Source organism: Shewanella sp. SR44-3, assembly GCF_014163735.1.
Classification (GTDB): domain Bacteria; phylum Pseudomonadota; class Gammaproteobacteria; order Enterobacterales; family Shewanellaceae; genus Shewanella.
In genome coordinates this window covers 1-18,274 of record NZ_JACJDV010000027.1, presented here as the reverse complement: position 1 = coordinate 18,274, position 18,274 = coordinate 1, and the positions used below count along the sequence as shown (strand labels likewise).

At 46.0% G+C, this 18,274-nt stretch carries 16 protein-coding genes; 8 read left to right on the top strand and 8 right to left on the bottom strand.

Translation table 11 applies throughout. The features are described from left to right. Positions 1 to 5: 5 nt before the first annotated feature. The 3 genes from leuC to leuA are packed head-to-tail and all read right to left on the bottom strand — an operon-like array spanning position 6 to position 4,113. Positions 6 to 1,454: a 3-isopropylmalate dehydratase large subunit gene (leuC, locus tag H5073_RS13030; protein ID WP_182680004.1), complete on the bottom strand. Its 1,449-nt coding sequence runs from the start codon at positions 1,452 to 1,454 to the stop codon at positions 6 to 8. Further along, a complete protein-coding gene (gene leuB, locus H5073_RS13025) occupies positions 1,454 to 2,548 on the bottom strand; it encodes a 3-isopropylmalate dehydrogenase (RefSeq protein ID WP_182680003.1) in 1,095 nt (364 codons plus the stop codon). The genes leuC and leuB overlap by 1 nt, the downstream gene beginning before the upstream one ends. Beyond that, on the bottom strand, positions 2,545 to 4,113 hold the full coding sequence (leuA, locus tag H5073_RS13020) for a 2-isopropylmalate synthase (RefSeq protein WP_182680002.1): 1,569 nt from the start codon (positions 4,111 to 4,113) through the stop codon (positions 2,545 to 2,547). The genes leuB and leuA overlap by 4 nt, the downstream gene beginning before the upstream one ends. A 470-nt stretch (positions 4,114 to 4,583) precedes the next feature. On the opposite strand from leuA, the gene H5073_RS13015 reads away from it, so the two are divergent. Continuing rightward, positions 4,584 to 6,449: a hypothetical protein gene (locus H5073_RS13015; protein ID WP_182680001.1), complete on the top strand. Its 1,866-nt coding sequence runs from the start codon at positions 4,584 to 4,586 to the stop codon at positions 6,447 to 6,449. Here the strand turns inward: H5073_RS13015 and recQ are convergent. After that, positions 6,424 to 8,265 (bottom strand): DNA helicase RecQ, encoded by a 1,842-nt coding sequence (recQ, locus tag H5073_RS13010; protein WP_182680000.1) that lies wholly within the window; start codon positions 8,263 to 8,265, stop codon positions 6,424 to 6,426. The two genes, H5073_RS13015 and recQ, sit on opposite strands and share 26 nt — an antisense overlap. 201 nt (positions 8,266 to 8,466) lie before the next feature. On the opposite strand from recQ, the gene H5073_RS13005 reads away from it, so the two are divergent. Together H5073_RS13005 and rarD are read left to right on the top strand one after the other, a co-directional pair. Continuing rightward, positions 8,467 to 8,931, top strand: a complete 465-nt coding sequence (locus H5073_RS13005; protein ID WP_182679999.1) for a thioesterase family protein — start codon at positions 8,467 to 8,469, stop codon at positions 8,929 to 8,931. Positions 8,932 to 9,122: 191 nt separating this feature from the next. Continuing rightward, positions 9,123 to 10,034 carry an EamA family transporter RarD gene (gene rarD / locus H5073_RS13000; protein ID WP_182679998.1) on the top strand — a complete coding sequence of 304 codons (912 nt, stop codon included), beginning with the start codon at positions 9,123 to 9,125 and terminating at the stop codon, positions 10,032 to 10,034. Between the two features lie 109 nt (positions 10,035 to 10,143). On the opposite strand, the gene argA is transcribed toward rarD, so the two are convergent. From argA to radC, 4 genes are all read right to left on the bottom strand, one after another. Next, complete coding sequence (gene argA, locus H5073_RS12995; protein WP_182679997.1) at positions 10,144 to 11,463, bottom strand: amino-acid N-acetyltransferase; 1,320 nt, start codon at positions 11,461 to 11,463, stop codon at positions 10,144 to 10,146. Positions 11,464 to 11,727: 264 nt separating this feature from the next. After that, entirely contained in the window at positions 11,728 to 11,901 is a 174-nt protein-coding gene (gene rpmG, locus H5073_RS12990; RefSeq protein ID WP_011494790.1) for a 50S ribosomal protein L33, read from the bottom strand. A gap of 6 nt (positions 11,902 to 11,907) precedes the next feature. Beyond that, positions 11,908 to 12,144, bottom strand: coding sequence for a 50S ribosomal protein L28 (gene rpmB / locus H5073_RS12985; protein ID WP_041405635.1), 237 nt, complete (start codon positions 12,142 to 12,144; stop codon positions 11,908 to 11,910). A 120-nt stretch (positions 12,145 to 12,264) separates the two neighbouring features. Then, entirely contained in the window at positions 12,265 to 12,942 is a 678-nt protein-coding gene (gene radC / locus H5073_RS12980) for a DNA repair protein RadC (protein WP_182679996.1), read from the bottom strand. 122 nt (positions 12,943 to 13,064) lie between these two features. Here radC and coaBC point away from each other — a divergent pair, with 122 nt between their 5' ends. From coaBC to folE, 5 genes are all read left to right on the top strand, one after another. Beyond that, on the top strand, positions 13,065 to 14,267 hold the full coding sequence (gene coaBC, locus H5073_RS12975; RefSeq protein ID WP_182679995.1) for a bifunctional phosphopantothenoylcysteine decarboxylase/phosphopantothenate--cysteine ligase CoaBC: 1,203 nt from the start codon (positions 13,065 to 13,067) through the stop codon (positions 14,265 to 14,267). Beyond that, complete coding sequence (dut, locus tag H5073_RS12970; RefSeq protein WP_182679994.1) at positions 14,264 to 14,722, top strand: dUTP diphosphatase; 459 nt, start codon at positions 14,264 to 14,266, stop codon at positions 14,720 to 14,722. Before coaBC ends, dut begins: the two co-directional genes overlap by 4 nt. A gap of 35 nt (positions 14,723 to 14,757) precedes the next feature. Continuing rightward, positions 14,758 to 15,351: a nucleoid occlusion factor SlmA gene (gene slmA, locus H5073_RS12965; protein ID WP_182679993.1), complete on the top strand. Its 594-nt coding sequence runs from the start codon at positions 14,758 to 14,760 to the stop codon at positions 15,349 to 15,351. A gap of 102 nt (positions 15,352 to 15,453) precedes the next feature. After that, positions 15,454 to 17,418 (top strand): alpha/beta hydrolase family protein, encoded by a 1,965-nt coding sequence (locus H5073_RS12960; RefSeq protein WP_404948399.1) that lies wholly within the window; start codon positions 15,454 to 15,456, stop codon positions 17,416 to 17,418. Between the two features lie 182 nt (positions 17,419 to 17,600). Further along, a complete protein-coding gene (gene folE, locus H5073_RS12955; RefSeq protein ID WP_182679991.1) occupies positions 17,601 to 18,254 on the top strand; it encodes a GTP cyclohydrolase I FolE in 654 nt (217 codons plus the stop codon). Positions 18,255 to 18,274: the final 20 nt, after the last annotated feature.

Below are 18,274 nucleotides of genomic sequence, written 5' to 3'. Positions count from 1 at the left end.
TCGGCTTAGTAAGGGGCGCGAATATCAACAAAATGGCCTGCGATAGCAGCTGCTGCCGCCATTGCAGGACTCACTAAATGCGTGCGGCTACCACGGCCTTGGCGACCTTCAAAATTACGGTTACTGGTAGACGCGCAGCGATCGCCCGCCTCTAACCTGTCATCATTCATGGCAAGGCACATGGAGCACCCCGGTAAGCGCCACTCAAACCCTGCATCAATAAAAATTTTATCTAAGCCTTCAGCCTCTGCCTGCAACTTCACTTGACCTGAACCCGGCACCACGATAGCCACAACACCCTCGGCGACTTTACGGCCTTTGGCATGGGTCGCAGCCGAGCGCAAATCTTCGATGCGTGAGTTGGTGCACGAGCCAATAAATACCTTGTTGATGCTGATATCAGTCATCTTAGTGCCAGGTGTTAAACCAATGTACTCCAAGGCTTTCAACATGCTGCTGCGTTCTGTGCTACTGGTTTCATTGGCAGGATTGGGCACTTCACCATCTATGGCGACCACTTGACCTGGGTTGGTCCCCCAAGTTAATTGCGGCGCAATGTCTTGAGCCTCTAACACCACTTCAGCATCAAATACTGCATCTTGATCACTGCTAAGCTGTGACCAAGCTGCAATCGCTTGCTGCCAATGCTCACCTTTAGGGGCAAATTCACGGCCTTTTAAGTAGTCAAAGGTGGTTTGATCCGGTGCTACCATGCCTGCTTTAGCTCCCATTTCGATGGCCATATTGCACAAGGTCATCCGCCCTTCCATGGACAATGCGCTAATGGCTTCACCGCAAAACTCCACCACAAAACCTGTACCACCATCCATACCAAGCTTACCTATAATGGCAAGCACGATATCTTTAGCCGTCACGCCATCAGTCACTTCACCGCGCACTTCCACTCGCATGGTTTTCGCTTGTAACTGCCTTAAGGTTTGCGTCGCAAGCACGTGCTCAACTTCTGAGGTGCCAATGCCAAATGCTAAGGCGCCAAAAGCCCCATGGGTCGCGGTATGTGAGTCACCACAAACAATCACGCTACCTGGCAGAGTAATGCCCAGCTCTGGTCCCATCACATGCACTATGCCTTGATTAGGATGATGAATGTCATACAGTTTGACGCCAAAATCTTTACAGTTTTGCGCTAAGGTTTCCACCTGAGTGCGCGCCATGGGGCTTAAGGCATCTAGGCTTGCGCTCTTAGTTGAAGTGTTATGATCCATGGTGGCGAAGGTTTTTTGCGGTGCCCGTAACGGCCTGCCCGCAGCCCTTAGGCCACTGAACGCTTGGGGAGAGGTCACTTCATGCACCAAATGACGGTCGACATAAAGGATCGCGGCTTCACCTGCTGGACTTGCCACTAAATGCGCATCCCAGACTTTTTCATACAAGGTTTTGGCGGTCTCTTTTATTGCGCCTTTTACAGCCTGCTTAACAACGGATTGCCCCATTACACACCTTCCCTTATTGCTGCTGCAATATAATCACCCATTTGAGTCGTCGACTTTGCTTGATGGCGCTCATCCGCACTCAATAGCTCAGCAGTTAAATAACCCGCCTCTAGAGCTTTAGCTACGCCGCGCTCAATAGCGCAAGCGGCCTCTTCTTGCTTTAAGCTGTGGCGCAACATTAATGCTGCCGATAAAATTTGTGCCACAGGGTTGGCAATTCCAAGCCCCGCTATATCTGGAGCGCTGCCACCTGCGGGCTCATACAAACCAAAACCAGTGCCATTCATACTCGCCGAAGACAATAAGCCCATGGAGCCGGTTAACATAGCAATTTCATCAGATAGAATATCGCCAAATAAGTTTGAGCACAGCATGACATCAAATTCATTAGGGCGGCGCAGTAACTGCATGGTGGCATTATCTATGTAGATGTGTTCTAGGGTGACATCAGGATAATCCACAGCGACTTCTTCAACCACTTGGCGCCACAGTACTGAGCACGCCAACACATTAGCTTTATCTACTGAGGTCACTTTTTTGCGACGTCCCCTTGCGGCCTCAAAGGCAATCAGCGCAATACGGCGGATTTCTTTGCGGCTATAACGCATGGTATCGAAAGCTTCTTCTGACTCGCCTTCGCCTTGGCGACCTTTAGGTTTGCCAAAGTAAATTCCGCCAGTTAATTCACGCACACACAGAACATCAAAGCCCCGAGCTGAGATATCCGCTCGAAGTGGTGACATGTGCTCAAGACCTTGGTGCAACTTAGCCGGACGTAGATTGCAAAACAGTTCAAAATGAGCCCTAAGCGGCAGCAAAGCGCCACGTTCTGGCTGGCTATCTGGGGCTAAATGCTCCCATTTGGGTCCGCCGACACTACCAAAAAGAATGGCATCTGCGGCTTCACAGCCCTTTAGGGTTGAGTTTGGCAAAGGGCTGCCGTGATTATCTATGGCAATTCCGCCCACATCATATTCACTGTATTCAATGTTTAACCCAAAGCGCAGCTCAACTTCCTTGAGCACTTTGTGGGCCTCTGTCATCACCTCTGGGCCAATACCGTCTCCTGCTAACACTGCTATTTGATAACTCATACCCCGGCGTGCTCCCTGTTAAATTGAATTTGTGATTTGATGTCCGCAACTTTGTCGGCGCGGCAAATAAGATTCATGACGTGCACTAACGCTTGGGCCGATGCCTCGACCACATCGGTTGCCAAGCCCACACCGTGGAAAGTGCGTCCTTGATACTTGGCGGTAATATCCACTTGCCCCAACGCATCTTGCCCTTGACCTTTTGCGCTTAATTTATAACTGCTGATCTCAACCTCACGGCCACTGGCGCGGGCTATGGCCTTGTAAGCTGCGTCCACAGGGCCATTACCGATAGCCGCCTCGGTTAAATCTTTCCCCTCGACTGCAATTCGCACTGTGGCCGTGGCAACGCCTTCGCTGGAATCTGAGTGCACAGACAGATGCTGTAAGCGGTAGTGATCGTCCTCCGCCACTTGGGCGGCCATGAAGACGATAGCTTCAAGATCATAATCAAACACCTGGCCTTTTTTGTCGGCAAGCTTCAAGAACTGCTCATACAAGGCGTCCATCTGATAATCATCACTGTGATAGCCCATTTCCTCCATGCGATGCTTGATTACATGTCGCCCTGAGCGAGAGGTCATATTCAGGTTATTTCTGTGAAGGCCTATGCTCTCTGGGGTCATGATTTCATAAGTGTTCTTGGCCTTTAACATGCCATCTTGATGAATGCCCGAGGAGTGAGAAAAGGCATTACTACCAACAATAGCCTTATTGGCCTGAACTGGCATATTGCATAGCTGGCTCACAAGATTTGAGGTGCGGTGGATTTCTTTGGCGATGATCCCAGTCTCAAGCCCTAATTTATCTTTGCGGGTGGCTAAAATCATCGCGATTTCTTCCAATGAGCAATTGCCTGCTCGCTCGCCTATGCCATTGACAGTACATTCAATTTGCCGCGCGCCCTTCTCAATAGCACCAATGGAATTAGCAACCGACAAGCCCAAATCATCATGGCAATGCACAGAGATAATCGCTTGATCAATATTGGGTACTCGATTAAACAAGGTTTCTATGATGGCGCTAAATTCGCTCGGTATGGTGTAACCCACGGTATCTGGGATATTAATGGTGCGAGCGCCAGCCTTTATTGCCGCCTCAACCATGCGGCACAAATTATCAATTGGGGTGCGACCCGCATCCTCACAAGAAAATTCGACATCATCGGTAAAACGCCGCGCATATTTAACCGCGTTCACCGCCATCGCTAACACATCATCGAAACTGCGTTTTAATTTGCTTTCAACATGTATGGTTGAGGTGGAAATGAAAGTATGGATGCGAAACTGCTCTGCCACAGCGAGTGCTTGCGCCGCCGCATCTATGTCCGCAGGCAAGGCCCGAGCTAAGGCGCAGACGCGGCTATTTTTAATGGTTTTGGCTATGGTTTGCACTGAATTGAAGTCACCCGGGGACGATACAGGAAAACCTACTTCCATCACATCGACCCCTAAGCGCTCTAAGGCTAGAGCAATTTGCAGTTTTTCTTTCACCGATAAGCTTGCGGCTAAAGCCTGCTCGCCATCTCGCAATGTGGTATCAAAAATAATTACTCTGTTAGGCATAGTGTCTCCAAAATAGTCAATTAATTTGCTTGGTCACTGGGCCTAAAAACAAAAAACCCGCGACGATTAGCGCGGGTTTTGTGTTAATTTTGCTGTTTTACTTGCAACACCACACACTCCGCACAAAAATGTCAGAGAGGAGAAGGAGTCCGAGTTGCAAGTAAGTATTTGTCATATTTATCGACTCAAAGTTAACCGTTAAATCAAACAGCAAACCCAAATAAGGTTTGCCTGCTGAGCACTATTGATAGCCTGTGGCTATAAAAGTGTCAACCCATTTTTTACTGTATGAAAATGATTCATTATCAATTCCACATGAGATCCCACATGTTATCTAGGATCATTTAGCCCACAAAGCTGAAGCTGATACTAAAAGCTATGCTCATTTTCGCTGCAGATTATCCTGCACCAAGAAACAAACCTAGGTATACTGGCACGTTTTTTAAGCCTTTCTTGTGAGTCGATTGTCGATGAAGTTGTTTGTGTATTTATTCTGTATAAGCTGTAACGCACTATTTTTTAGCAGCCTCTCTTTCGCGTTAAATGCGCAGTCTTATAACAACTACAGTAGCAGGTACACTAGCGATGCTAACCCCACTCACAGCGCACGTATCAGCGTTGATGGCGTCACAGCCAGCGTCAGTGAACACTTAAACAAACTCAATCTTTTAAATTATCAATATCCGCAACAAGCTCAAGCTGCATTAAGCTTAATTGAGCAAGCGACAAAGACTGATTTACTCACTAAAACTGAGCAACTGCGTTTTGAACTGCTGCAATGCTACAATTTGCTAGAACAAGGCGAATACCAAGCCGCCATCAACAGTGCTCAACGGGGAGAAACCAAGGCTAAAACATTCAAATTAGATCATGTCAGAGCTTATTTCATTCTCTGCCAAGCAGATGCGTTAAACTACCTAGGGGAATTGGACAAGGCTTTACCGCTAATAGATAACGCTCTCGCATTAGCCCATCAATATCAACAGCCTCAAGCCATAGTGAATGCGCTTTACCTGAGGGCGACAATAGATCTTCGGATCGAAAATGCAAATTCCGCTATGGAGGATTTGCGTTTAGCCTTAGATATCTACCCTCAAGCGCAAACTCAAACCCCAAGTTGGCAGCTCGCTCCGAAAACTTATTTATTGGCAGCAATGGGAAGCTTATTTTTTTCGACGGGTGATGTGTCACAAGCGATTTTCTTCACCAATAAGGCCAGAGCCGATGAAGCTGCTATCGGTAAGATTGAGTACCTACTACTGATTAATGCGGCATTAATCACTATCCACATTAATGAACAACAAGCCGATGATTATATTAACCATGCAAAAAAACTGCTTCCCAATACGAATCATTCAATAGAATTGGCTTACAATTATGCTTCATTGTCTGTGTTTGATTTACTTAGAAATAGGCTAAGTAGTGCTGAAAAACAAATCAATATCAGCATTGCCACCTTTTCAAAATATAACCATCCCCTATATCTTGCACGAGCCAAACGCACTCTGGCCCAGATACGTTTCAAGCAAGGCCGCGATCAAGAAGCCTTAGCCATTATGGATCAAGCAATTGAGCTTGCTAAAGGCGAAAATCATCAGCTAGATTTACAAGAATATTACTCTATCTTAAGCCAGTATTATGCAACCAAGAATGCCTTTAAACAGGCCTACGAATACCAAGTATTACGCTTTGAACTCGAGAAAAAAATAGCCGCGAAAATCAATCAAGCACGCTTTTTACAATTCAAAGCGCGGGCTAATGAACAAGCTCAACTTACTAATGCGCAAGCCACACTTGCCCGTAGTCAACGTTACTTAACCTTAGAACAAACCTATGCCTTAGTTGCACTGGGTTTATCATTACTGTTTATCAGCATATTATTTTTTATCAAAAAAGACCCAAAGCTTCCCCCTTTAATTAAACAAGTCGCTCAGCAAGAGGAAGAGATCGGCGGCTTGTTAAAAAATGCCAAACGCGCCGGATATCCATTAAGCATTTTACTGCTTAACATCAGCGGCGTTCGCTTGGTTGATTTAGGGGATTTGCAAACTCATCTGGAGCACACACTACGAGAACAAGATAAATTCTATCGCCATTCACTAGAGGAAATTATTGTTTTCCTGCCTCACACCTCATTACAAGGTGCAAGACGGGTCGCTGCGCAGGTGAGTTTAAGCATAGAGAACTGGCAAGCTAACACCAATGTTCCCACTGGGATAGCCAGCTTGCAGCAATTAGACAGTTTTGAGCAATTAATCAAAAAAGCCCATTTAGATCAAATAACTAAAAAAAATCGACAACCATCAATGACTAATCGCCAGCAAGGTAGTGACTAATCTCATCGAGGAACTCGCCACCAAAACGGCTCAATTTACGCTCACCCACGCCGTTTACAGCAAGCATCTCACCTGGGCTTGTGGGCAACATGGCAGACATTTCTGCCAAGCTTGCATCGTTAAACACTAGGTAAGGTGGGATGTCATTTTTCTCGGCAATTTCACGGCGCAGTAGCTTAAGACGGGCAAACAGTTGTCTGTCGTATTGCTGTGGGGCGCGGCTATTACTGATTTTACGCTTACTGCTCACCAACTGAATACGTGGCTCTGCAAGCATCAAGGCTTGCTCACCTTTAAGCACAGGCCTTGCGGCATCATTAAGCTTTATGGATGAGCCTCGGGTCACGTCCTGACTGGCAAGCCCTAAATGGATCAGCTGGCGCGTTACGCTGAGCCAATGCTCAGGGCTCTTTTCTTTACCTATGCCCCAAGTCGATAACTTATCATGGCCTCGGTCTAACACATTGGCGGCTTTGGAGCCCCTAAGCACTTCAATTAAATGATTAATCCCAAAGCGCTGCCCTAAGCGAAACACGCAAGATAACACCTTTTGAGCATCTTCACTGCCATCATAACGCTTAGGCGGATTGATACAGATATCGCAGTTACCACAAGGTTTTGAGGCGCTTTCATCAAAATAATGCAATAACACTTGCCGGCGACAGGTTTGCGCCTCGGCAAACGCCGCCATGGTATGTAATTTATGAAACTCGACTTGCTGTTGTGGTCCGGGTTCAGATTGCTCAATGAGGTGCCTAACTCGGCCAATGTCGGCGGGGTCGAACAACATATAGGCCTCGGCATCTAAACCATCACGGCCCGCGCGGCCGGTTTCTTGATAATAAGCCTCTACACTTTTGGGGATATCGTAATGCACCACAAAGCGCACATTGGATTTGTTAATTCCCATGCCAAAAGCCACTGTGGCCACCACGATTTCAAGCTTATCTTTGAGGAATTTATCTTGTACATCTGCGCGCTCTTCTTGACTGCGGCCAGCGTGATAAGCCTCAGCCCTCAAGCCCTGTAAACGCAGCCGTTCAGCCACTTCATCCACGCGCCTGCGACTACTGCAATAAATAATGCCGTTATTGCCTGACTGAGACGCGATAAATTGCTTAAGCTGGCTGGCAGCATTGAGTTTTTCAGCCACTGTGTAGCGAATGTTAGGCCTATCGAAACTGGATAATAAACAGAAAGGTTCGATATGCAATCGCTCACAAATGCTCGTGCGGGTTGCTTGATCTGCGGTGGCCGTCAGCGCCATTAGCGGCACCTGAGGGAACAGCTGCTTTAGACGGCCAAGTTCGGCATACTCAGGTCTAAAATCATGACCCCACTGGCTGATGCAATGCGCCTCATCTACAGCAAACAAGCTAAGGTGAAGATGCTGTAAACGCTCAATAAAATCATCACGTAGCAAGCGCTCTGGTGATACATACAGCAGTTTTATTTCGCCACTGTGTAGCTGGCGCAATACATTCATGCTCACTTCACGAGGTTGAGAGGAGTTTAAATAAGCGGCAGGCACACCAGTTTGAAGCAGGCTGTCGACTTGATCTTTCATTAATGAAATCAAAGGTGAGACAACAATAGTTAGCCCAGGAAACAATAATGCAGGCAACTGATAGCAAATACTTTTACCGCCACCAGTGGGCATGATGACCAAAGTGTCCTCACCCGCCAAGGTGCGCTCCATGACTTCTCGCTGCCCCTCTCGAAATGAACGGTAGCCAAATACTTGCTGCAGACGTGCACTCAGCTCATCTTGCGATGCCGTTATTGCTGGGTCCAAATCTGGGCTTAAATTATTCATTTCACTTCTGCACTCGCTGTTGGGGCTGACATTCTAAAACAGCTGACGCCCTATGTCTTGGCGTAACGAATAAAAGCTGACATTTTACCTATTTGCAACCTAAGCCAACTCAGGCTAGATTAATTGCTCTACCCTAAATTACCTTATCGTGATGACACAGGTGACAAATGAATAACAATAAGAATAAGGATAAGGATATCTATGAGTAATGATATAAAAACCCAAGCCCTACAACAGGTGGCCCAAGTCTTCGACCAATTTGTGCCTTTTCATAACCTACTGGGCCTACAGATCAAGCATTACGATGAAAACGGTGTCGAAGTAGTGATCACCATGAAGCCCGAGTTAATCGGCAACATTCACCAGCAAATTCTCCATGGCGGCGTGACGGCGACCGTACTGGATATCGTTGGTGGCCTCACCGCCTTTGCAGGCTTGGTATCCAGCCGTGATGATTGGACCCTAGAAGCACTACAGGAAAGGCTCACCACCTTAGGTACTATCGATTTACGCATAGATTATTTAAGGCCTGGACGCGGCGAGGTGTTTACTGGCACAGGCAGTGTTATTCGCTCCGGCAACCGCGTATCTGTGTGCCGCATGGAGCTGCATAATGAACAAGGCACCCATATCGCCTTCGGCACAGGCACTTACATGGTTGGTTAAATGCCCAATAAAATATGAGCAGCGGCAAATGATGATCTGGCCATAATTCAGTGATAGAGGTCAAAACAGCCTAATTTATCGTTTTGTTTACGCTTTACCCTTGGCTCACAGCAAAATGAATCAAGGCTTAGCCTTGAGTCTCACAGAAGTGGCGCCTACAATCGCCTCTTCATTCTCAAGGTCATCATTCCATGTCTGAACTCGAATACCGTAAAGGCGTCATTCTCGCTATCTGTGCCTACTGTTTATGGGGCGTTGCCCCATTATATTTCAAACTTATTCAGCAGGTTTCTCCTCTTGAAATTCTAATGCACAGGGTACTCTGGTCTTTTGTGCTTATGGTAGTGCTAATGCAGTTTGTTGGTGGATTTAGCCGCCTGAGACAAGTATTTAAACAACCTAAACAATTGTTAGTGTTACTGATCACCTCCCTGTTGATCGCGGGGAATTGGCTAATTTTCATCTGGGCGATTAATAATGACCATATGTTAGATGCAAGCCTTGGCTACTTCATTAACCCGTTATTTAACGTGTTGCTGGCCATGCTATTTCTCGGTGAGCGCTTGCGTAAACTGCAGTGGGTTGCGGTGGCGTTGGCAAGCTTAGGGGTGATTATTCAGCTGATTTCTTTTGGTTCTATCCCGCTGGTGTCTTTAGTATTAGCCGCCTCCTTTGGTTTTTACGGCTTATTGCGTAAAAAAGTTAACGTGGATGCTAAAACCGGCTTACTGGTAGAAACGGCAATTTTAGCACCTGTGGCCTTAGGTTATTTATTGCTGACTTTAGACAGCTCCAGTGCCAGCATGCTTACCAATGCTTGGAGCCTGAATTTGATTCTGCTGGCTGCCGGTATCGTCACTACCGTACCGTTATTATGTTTTGCTGGGGCGGCGGTGCGCATTCCGTTTTCTATCTTAGGATTCTTTCAATATATTGGCCCAAGCATCATGTTTATCTTGGCAATCAAACTCTTTAATGAACCCTTCGATATAGAAAAGGCCATTACCTTTGGGTTTATTTGGGCAGCGTTGATGATCTTTGTCAGTGATTTATTACTGCAACGCCGCCACAATAAAAAAGCCAAACTCGCTAGCCCAGCCTAGAGTTTAGAGTTAAAAATTAAGACATAAAAAATGCCGACTTAAGTCGGCATTTTTACATCTGAACTAAGGTAACTAAGATTTAATAGACTGATACTTCTGGAGCTAAACCCTATAAATCCAGCGCTAAAATTTTCGAGCGACGATGGAAATTGTATAACTGTTTTTTCTTATTTGGCAAAGCGTCCACTTCGACAATATTAAAGCCGTGCTCTAAAAACCAATGGATACTGCGAGTCGTCAACGCAAATAAACGCCCATAACCACGTACCCTAGCTTGGCCTATGATGTTATTGAGTAGCACGCTGCCTCTGTCTGCATCACGATAATCAGGGTGAACCACAAGACAGGCAAACTCACCGGCATTGTCTTCCTCGAAAGGATAGAGCGCCGCGCAACCAATCACTAAGTTATCGCGCTCAATCAGCATAAACTGCTCGATTTCCATTTCCAGCTGCTCACGGGAGCGGCGCACTAGAATACCTTGCTCTTCCAATGGGCGAATAAGGTTTAAGATGCCGCCAATATCACTGATGCTGGCACGGCGAAGACGCTCGGCGCTTTCTGTGACGATTTGGGTGCCTATGCCCTCACGGGAGAATAACTCTTGCAGCAATGCGCCATCATCGAGATAACTGACCAAATGGCAACGAGGTACACCCTTGCGGCATGCATCAACACTGGCTTTTAGGAATGCCATAGTGCCCACTGAGGCACAGGGGTTTTGTGCCATATCGGCCAGCATTGCCTCGACTTGGTTAGGCATCAATTCCGCTATCACTTCACCGTTTTCGCCCATAATGCCGTTGGTTTCACTAAAACCGATGATTTTATCGGCTTTAAGCTTAATCGCGACCTGAGTCGCCACTTCTTCAGCGGTCAGGTTAAAGCTCTCACCCGTTACCGATGCAGCAATGGGGCCCATCAGGACTATGCCATTATTATCAAGCTGACGACGTAAACCCACAGCATCGATGCGCCTTACTTTACCGCTGAGGCAAAAATCAACGCCGTCGTCGACACCTAAAGGTTGAGCAATGACGAAATTACCACTGACTAAGTTAATCTGCGCATTTTGCATCGGCGTATTGCCAAGGCTCATAGATAAGCGCGCCGTGATATCGAACTGCACCGCACCGGCCACTTGCTTAATAATTTTTAAAGTATCTTCATCTGTGATCCGCACCCCATTGTGATAGGCAGGCTCAATACCTGCGGCTTTTAGACCTTCATCTATCTGTGGCCGTGCCCCATAAACTAACACCACTTCAATGCCTAAAGAATGCAACAAAGCAACATCATTTAAAATGCCGCGAAATTGGGGGTGGGCAAGGGCTTCGCCACCTAGCATGACGACAAATGTCTTGCCTCTATGTGCATTTACATAGGGGGCCGAATGACGAAATCCATCTACTAGTTCAGTGGTTCTCACAGGTTAATTCACCTCATATTGGTAAGTTGTAGAGTCTATATCACTGATATAGCACTATTAGTAATACGGCCAATTATATATCCACACTCTATATTTCCAAAGCATGTGGAATCAATAAAAACGCAATCCTATTGCATTTTAATGCAGTTTAAAATCATTTTTATCAACAGAAATGATTTATTTTACCCACACAAGTGTAGTGTATTTTATTACAGGCATAAAAAAAGCCCCTCAAGAGGGGCTTTTTAAGAGTCAAAAAATCAATTATTTGATTTTAGCTTCTTTGTACATAACGTGCTGACGAATAACTGGATCAAATTTCTTGATTTCCATTTTCTCAGGCATGTTACGCTTGTTCTTTTCAGTAGTGTAGAAGTGACCAGTCTTAGCACTAGATACTAATTTGATCTTCTCACGATTACCTTTAGATTTAGCCATTTTCTATTATACCTTCTCGCCACGGGCACGAAGTTCTTTAACAACTACTTCGATACCTTTCTTGTCGATGATACGAATACCTTTAGTAGATACACGTAGTTGCACGAAGCGCTTTTCTTCTTCTAACCAAAAACGGTGGTTTTGTAGGTTAGGTAAAAAACGACGACGAGTCGAATTTTTTGCGTGCGAACGGTTGTTACCAACCATTGGCTTCTTGCCAGTTACTTGGCATATTCTTGACATGTCAATCTTCTCCAAAACAATTTTTAACGCTCGAGCATAAATGTGCCTCGTATGGCCGTCGCCCGAGGCACAAAGAGGGCGCATTTTATACACGTTCCCAGAGCTAAGGTCAAGTGGTGTTTAAATTATCCACCCTCGTTCTGCGAAGGAAACTATCTCTTGATCACCAACAACCATATGATCTAACAAAGAAACATCAATAGTTGCTAATGCATTTTTTAATCGCTCAGTTATTCGCCTATCAGCCTGGCTGGGCTCAGCAACACCAGACGGATGATTATGACATATGATAACTGCCGCAGCCCTTTTTTCTAGCACTAAGCTCACCACTTCACGAGGATATACTGAGGCAGAATCTATGGTACCACGGAACAATTCTACAAATTGAATCACTCTATGTTGGCTATCCAACAATAATAAGGCGAACACTTCATAGGAGCGGTCTGCTAATTGTCTCATTAAATAGTCCCGAGTTAAATCAGGATTTGTCAAAATCTGCCCTCTTTGTAGGTTTTCCCGTGAAATTCGCTTAGAAATCTCCGCTGCAGCCTGTAATTGGGCATATTTTACCGGTCCTACCCCAGGAATTTTGCACACCTGTCTCTCAGCAGCACTCATTAAATGGCGTAAACCACCAAAATGATTGAGTAATAATCGCCCAGTTGTTAATGCATTTTGGCCCGATGTGCCATTTCTTATTAGCACAGCCAGCAATTCTGCATCACTGAGCTGACCCGCACCATGAGCCAATAACTTATCCCTTGGGCCTTCCCCTTGAGGCCAATCTTTAATGGCCATCAGCACTCCTTAGCTTAATGATGGAAAGCATCCCTTGAGTATGGTCTAAATTTTCAGTTTAGAGTGTCACCAAGGGTCACGCTTTATGATATCTTAGCCGCAATTAAGACTTAGCCTAGGTGATGACAGTCATGCTAACAGGTAAGAAAATTTTACTCGGAATTGGTGGCGGAATAGCCGCTTATAAAACGGCAGATTTAATTCGCCGCCTCAAAGAACGTGGTGCAGATGTGCGAGTGGTAATGAGCCTAGGTGCTCAGGCATTTATTACTCCGCTGACCATTCAAGCGTTATCGGGGCACCCTGTTTCTAGCGATTTACTCGATCCTGCCGCTGAAGCTGGCATGGGGCACATTGAACTGGCTCGCTGGGCCGATGCTATGATTATCGCTCCTGCTACCGCCAACCTAATGGCTCGCATCAATGCTGGTATGGCCGATGAGTTAATCACCACCACTTGCTTAGCCACCAGCGCCCCGATTATTTTATGCCCCGCAATGAATCAGCAGATGTATCAAAATGCGGCAACACAAGACAACTTAGCTAATTTGCAGCGCCGCGGCTTTACCGTATGGGGACCCGCTTCTGGCAGCCAAGCTTGCGGTGAAATTGGGCCAGGACGCATGTTAGAGCCACTGGATATTGCATTGATGCTTGAACAATTTTTTGCACCTAAGCTATTAAACGGCCATAAGTTACTACTCACAGCTGGGCCCACCCGTGAAGCCATAGATCCTGTGCGTTATATTTCCAACCACAGCTCAGGCAAAATGGGTTTTGCCTTAGCCAAAGCCGCTGCAGAAATGGGCGCCGAAGTGACTTTAGTCGCTGGACCGGTGAACTTAGCCACGCCTAATGGTGTCAAGCGTATCGATGTAGAGTCTGCCGAGCAGATGTTAGAAGCCGTGATGTCGCAAGTGGATAATCACAATATCTTTATCGGCTGCGCCGCCGTTGCCGATTACCGGATTGCGAGTGCATCAGATCAAAAAATCAAAAAATCTGCCGAGCAAATGCAACTTGCGCTAGTGCGTAATCCTGATATCTTAGCCACGGTTGCACAGCACAAACCTAGGTTATTTACCCTAGGTTTTGCCGCAGAAACTCAAGATGTAGAGCAATACGCTAGAGGTAAACTAGAGAAAAAACAGCTGGATATGATTGCTGCCAATGATGTTTCTATTCAAGGTTTAGGCTTTAATGCCGATGACAATGCACTTATGGTATTCGATAAAGAGTCCAGCCAGCATTTGCCCGCAACCGACAAGCTCACCCTAGCGCGCCAACTACTGACACTGATAGCACAAAGAATCACTGCACAATGAAAACAGCTATAGAAGTTAAAATTCTCGACCCACGTATAGGAACCCAGTTTCCCTTACCAGCCTATGCCACTCCAGGCAGCGCGGGTATGGATTTACGTGCCATGTTAGAGACAGAACTCACACTTGCACCGGGGGAAACCAAACTTATTCCCACTGGTATCGCCATCCATGTGGCAGACCCAAACTTAGCGGCAGTGATCTTACCTCGCTCAGGACTCGGTCATAAAAATGGTATAGTGCTGGGAAATTTAGTCGGTTTAATCGACTCGGATTATCAAGGCCCACTTATGGTGTCTTGTTGGAATAGAAGCGATACGCCTTTCACCTTAACCCTAGGTGAACGGCTTGCACAATTGGTATTTGTCCCTGTGGTACAAGCAAAATTTACCTTAGTGGACGAGTTTGAATGCTCAGATCGTGGTGAAGGCGGGTTTGGTCACTCAGGTACCAAATAGTCTTCTAAAGTTGTCACTGAGCCAAGGAAATGATAATGGCCGTTAGCCCAAAAATAAATCGCCGCGAGCACATTTTACAGTGCCTCGCTCAAATGCTGGAAACCAGCCCAGGACAAAGGATCACCACAGCGAAACTCGCCGCCGAAGTCGGGGTTTCAGAAGCGGCCTTATACCGGCACTTCCCTAGCAAGGCTCGGATGTTTGAAGGCTTAATCGAATTTATCGAAGATGCTATTCTATCGCGCCTCAACCTCATCATGGATGAAGAAAAAGATACCATGACACGCTGCCAGCTGGTGTTGCAGTTACTGTTAGTATTCTCCGAGCGCAACCCAGGGATATCGCGGGTACTCAACGGTGATGCACTTTTAGGTGAAAACGATAGGCTGCGTAGCCGCATTAGTGTGTTATTCGCCAAGATTGAAACCCAGCTCAAACAGATTTTAAGGGAAAAAACCTTAAGAGAAGGACAAGGTTTTAATTTAGACGAAGCCATCTTAGCCAATCTGCTACTGGCCGTAGTAGAAGGCCGCATCGCGCAGTTTGTTCGCAGTGAATTCAAGCAAAAACCGACACTGCATTTTGATGAGCAATGGACCTTCATCCAACAGCAACTGCTTAGAAGCTGATGCCATGACGTGCTAAATTAACAAAGAAATGGAATGCAATCTGTTAATTTAGCACGCGACTTTGTAGAATACCCACCAATTTTGTTAACCACTTGTACAAGGATGTTTATGTTTAGGACTATTTTACTGCTCAGTGCCGCCTTATTTCACTGCGCCGCGTTTTCCGCTTCCCCATCTCAGCCAGAACTATTCAGTAAAGGCGCCGAATATGCCAATGTGAAGTTATCGCCTTCAGGTAAATATTTAAGTGTCGTTACTAAGCGTGACGGAAAAAATACCTTAATAATATTATCACTCGACGATAATAAACTCGTTGGTGCAATTAATTTTCCAGGAAATGCGCAAGTAGGTAACTATGAGTGGGCTAACGATGAACGGCTAGTTTTACAAAAAGAATACCTAAAAGGCTGGACTGATGCCCCCCAATACTATGGCGAACTCTATGCGGTCAATGCAGACGGTGGCAGAGGCACCTACTTATTTGGTTACCAAAGTAGTGAACAGCAAACAGGCTCCAACCTTAAGAAGAATACCCCCATTAGAGCCACAGCCTATATTTTAGATCCTTTAGTTGACGATGAAAGATATATATTGGTCAATGCTATTCCTTGGAACGGCTCCCGCACACTAAACTATGAAGCCTCACAAGATATCTATCGAGTCGACCTCTACCGTGGAACACGCAAGCGACTCATGGGGTCACCTATCGGTCGAGCTCGTTTTATGACAGATCACTCGGGCAAAGTGCGCTTTGCTGCCGGCGAAGACAAGAATAACGACACCAAAATCTATTATCGTCAAGCGGGTGAATGGGTTGAGAGCAGTAAACTTAAACTAGAATTAGAAGACTTTAGCCCTATTTCATTTGCCGACAATCCGCATAGCATCTATGCCGCTGGCCGCAAAAACAGTGAAACTATGGGGGTGTATAAAATTGATCTCAATACTGGTGAGCAGCAAAAAATCATCCAAGATGACAAGGTAGACCCTGCTAATTTCTGGATAAACAACCAGACCAAGCAGCTTTATGCAGTAGAGTTCAATGAAGGCTATCCAACTTACGCCTTCGTCAACCAAGATGATAAACGCAGTACATTACTTAAAAAATTGCTCGCCAGCTTACCTGGGCATCAAGTGCAAATAGTCAGTGAAACCCGTGATGGTAGCAAACTAATTATCGCTGCCTTTAATGACAGAAATCCTGGCGATTATTACATTTATGACACTCAAAAGAACACTCTCGCTTTTCTATCTCCATCAAAAAAATGGCTAGAACCAGAGTTAATGGCTGAAGTTAAACCTATCAGTTTCACCAGTCGCGACGGGGTTCAGATCTCCGGCTATCTTACTTTGCCAAATGGGATTGAAGCTAAAAACTTACCCTTAATCGTAAACCCCCATGGCGGTCCGCACGGTGTTCGTGATTTTTGGGGCTTTGACCCAGAAAGCCAACTGCTTGCCAATCAAGGCTATGCGGTATTGAAAGTCAATTTCCGTGGCTCTGGCGGTTACGGTAAAGCGTTTGAGGAAATGGGCCACCAAAAGTGGGGCTCAGATATCCAGTTTGATATTATCGATGCCACTCGCTATGTCATTGAGCAAGGCTTTGCCAATAAAGAACGTGTTTGTATCGTCGGAGGCAGCTTTGGCGGTTACAGCGCATTGCAAAGTGCCATTATCGAGCCTGATATGTTCAAATGTGCCATAGGCTTTGCCGGCGTATACGACTTGCCTATGATGTTTGAGGAAGGTGACGTGGCTGATACTCGATCGGGCACTAGCTTCTTAAAGCAAGTGTTAGGAACCGATCAAGCAACACTTAAAGCCATGTCACCAAGTTATAATGTCGAAAAACTCAAAGCCAAGTTACTGTTAGTTCATGGCGGTGATGATGAACGCGCTCCCATTGAACAATTTGAATCATTAGAAGATGCCCTAAAAGCCCGTAATTATCCTTATGAAAAGTTGGTCATGGATGATGAAGGCCACGGTTTTTATAACGATGACCACAGGGCAAAATACTATCAAAAGATGCTCAGTTTCATAGATAGCAACCTTAAACTCTAAGCTCGCCACTCACATTTACACTTAAGATAGAGCCGATACCTGAGTAAATAGGTCGGCTTTTTTATTGCCTCTAGTATTAATTTGCAGCAAATCACGCTATTCTCCCTCCCCTTGCGGTGTAAGCACCCTAGGTTTTTTAAGGTACACTCATAAGCAGTATGACAGAGTCGTTGGAGGACAAGATGGCATTAAGTGACGCCGCAATCAAAGTACAAGCAGCACTGAAAGAGCGCGGGCTAGAAACCCCTATGCTGCCAAAAACTTCAACGCCTGAAGAGCGCAAGATTAAGATTGAGCAGCATATGCGTGAGATCTTAACCTTGATGTCCTTGGATTTAACCGATGACAGCCTGATGGACACCCCAAGACGCATCGCTAAGATGTATGTGGATGAGATTTTCTCAGGCCTAGATTATGATAATTTCCCTAAGATCACTGTCATAGACAACAAAATGGGCTTCGATGAGATGGTCAGGGTGCAAGATATCAGCCTCACCAGCACCTGTGAGCACCATTTAGTCACCATAGATGGTCTAGCCACAGTGGCGTATTTACCACGGGCTAAAATCATAGGCTTATCAAAAATAAACCGCATAGTGCGCTTCTTCGCCCAGCGCCCACAAGTACAAGAAAGGCTAACGCAGCAGATTTTAGTGGCGCTGCAAACCTTGCTCGAAACCAAAGACGTAGCGGTAAAAATTGATGCTGTGCATTTCTGCGTTAAATCTCGCGGCGTGATGGACTCCACCAGCTCGACCACGACCACCTCCTTAGGCGGAATTTTTAAGTCCAACCCAGCCACCCGCGCTGAATTTTTACAGCAAGCCAAATTCTAGATTTTAGGTTCTAAGTGCTA

Excerpts from the sequence above, each read along its gene's own strand:
- leuC (WP_182680004.1), bottom strand. The coding sequence starts at position 1,454 with ATGGGGCAATCCGTTGTTAAGCAGGCTGTAAAAGGCGCAATAAAAGAG.
- leuB (WP_182680003.1), bottom strand. The coding sequence starts at position 2,548 with ATGAGTTATCAAATAGCAGTGTTAGCAGGAGACGGTATTGGCCCAGAG.
- leuA (WP_182680002.1), bottom strand. The coding sequence starts at position 4,113 with ATGCCTAACAGAGTAATTATTTTTGATACCACATTGCGAGATGGCGAG.
- H5073_RS13015 (WP_182680001.1), top strand. The coding sequence starts at position 4,584 with ATGAAGTTGTTTGTGTATTTATTCTGTATAAGCTGTAACGCACTATTT.
- recQ (WP_182680000.1), bottom strand. The coding sequence starts at position 8,265 with ATGAATAATTTAAGCCCAGATTTGGACCCAGCAATAACGGCATCGCAA.
- H5073_RS13005 (WP_182679999.1), top strand. The coding sequence starts at position 8,467 with ATGAGTAATGATATAAAAACCCAAGCCCTACAACAGGTGGCCCAAGTC.
- rarD (WP_182679998.1), top strand. The coding sequence starts at position 9,123 with ATGTCTGAACTCGAATACCGTAAAGGCGTCATTCTCGCTATCTGTGCC.
- rpmG (WP_011494790.1), bottom strand. The coding sequence starts at position 11,901 with ATGGCTAAATCTAAAGGTAATCGTGAGAAGATCAAATTAGTATCTAGT.
- rpmB (WP_041405635.1), bottom strand. The coding sequence starts at position 12,144 with ATGTCAAGAATATGCCAAGTAACTGGCAAGAAGCCAATGGTTGGTAAC.
- radC (WP_182679996.1), bottom strand. The coding sequence starts at position 12,942 with ATGGCCATTAAAGATTGGCCTCAAGGGGAAGGCCCAAGGGATAAGTTA.
- coaBC (WP_182679995.1), top strand. The coding sequence starts at position 13,065 with ATGACAGTCATGCTAACAGGTAAGAAAATTTTACTCGGAATTGGTGGC.
- dut (WP_182679994.1), top strand. The coding sequence starts at position 14,264 with ATGAAAACAGCTATAGAAGTTAAAATTCTCGACCCACGTATAGGAACC.
- slmA (WP_182679993.1), top strand. The coding sequence starts at position 14,758 with ATGGCCGTTAGCCCAAAAATAAATCGCCGCGAGCACATTTTACAGTGC.
- H5073_RS12960 (WP_404948399.1), top strand. The coding sequence starts at position 15,454 with ATGTTTATGTTTAGGACTATTTTACTGCTCAGTGCCGCCTTATTTCAC.
- folE (WP_182679991.1), top strand. The coding sequence starts at position 17,601 with ATGGCATTAAGTGACGCCGCAATCAAAGTACAAGCAGCACTGAAAGAG.